Below are 1,064 nucleotides of genomic sequence, written 5' to 3' on the forward strand. Positions count from 1 at the left end.
TCTCCCCGTTTGTCGTACAGGTTGAGCCCGCTCTTGAAGAGTTTGCCGTTGTCGTAGGCCGCCAGGTCGAGTTGGTCGGCCTGGTATTTCGCGGCCTCGGCGGTGAAGTGCGCTTTGGTGTTGTATTCCACCTGGCTGGCGTAGGCGAGTTTGAAGCGTTCTTCGGCCAGCCCGCGGGCTCGTTCGTAGTCGGGGTGGCCCGGGCCGATCTGGCCGTTCTGCAGTTGCTGCAGCAGGCCGTTGTCGCCCCGGTTGCCGAATTTGTAGAGGTCCAGCCCTTGCAGGAAGAGGCTGCGGTCTTCCTGGAAGTAGCCAAAGTCGATGCCGGCGGCGGCCTGTTGGCCTTTCTGGTTCTGCAGGCCTGCGTTGCGCAGGTTCTGCCCCAGGGCGCTGTCGGTGTTGCCCTGGCCGCCCCACTCGCCGTAGCCTTGCTGGCGCTGGAAGTCCTGGAAGTGGGGGTCGCGCTGCAGGTTGAATTCGTGGGCCTGGCCGTCGGGTTGGATGTAGCCCACGACGAAGCCGCCGCTGCCGCCGCTGGCGTTCACGCCGGGGGCGCTGCCCAGGGCGGCGTCGAAGGCGGCGCCGGGGTCGTTGGTGCTGCCGTCCCAGTGGCTGGTGCTGCCGTTGCCCGGGCCTTTGATGGTCTGCTGGCTGAAGAAGATGGTGCCGCCGAGCAGGCTGACGTTTTGGGTCTGCAGGTGTTGCAGGTGGGTCTTGGCTTGTTCGCCTTGCAGTGCGAAGAAGGCGGTGGCCCCGCCCAGGGGGTCTTGCGCGGCGAGGAAGACGGGTTTTTCTTGGTAGAGGTTGAAGCCTCGGTTGAAGATCTCCGCGCTGCTGCTGTCGTGGGTCTTGCCCAGGTGGGTGCCGCTGGCGGTGGCGACGTAGCCGGTGGCCGCCGCGTCGAGCAGGATCTGGTTGTAGACGGCCTGGTTGCAGGTGGTGGCGGCGTCGCAGCCGGCCGCTCCCGTGTTGGCGTCGGCGTAGGGATTGGTGGGGGTGAGGTACAGGCGCGCGAGCGCCAGGCCTCCGGGCTCGGGGGTGACGGCGATGGTCGATTCGATGTC

At 66.7% G+C, this 1,064-nt stretch carries 1 protein-coding gene; it reads right to left on the reverse strand.

The genetic code is table 11. The features are described 5' to 3' along the window. A partial coding sequence (locus HTA01S_RS25635; protein WP_169804813.1) for a hypothetical protein occupies positions 1 to 1,064 on the reverse strand: 1,064 nt, incomplete at both ends.

The sequence above is a fragment of the Hydrogenophaga taeniospiralis CCUG 15921 genome (genome assembly GCF_001592305.1).
Classification (GTDB): domain Bacteria; phylum Pseudomonadota; class Gammaproteobacteria; order Burkholderiales; family Burkholderiaceae_C; genus Hydrogenophaga; species Hydrogenophaga taeniospiralis.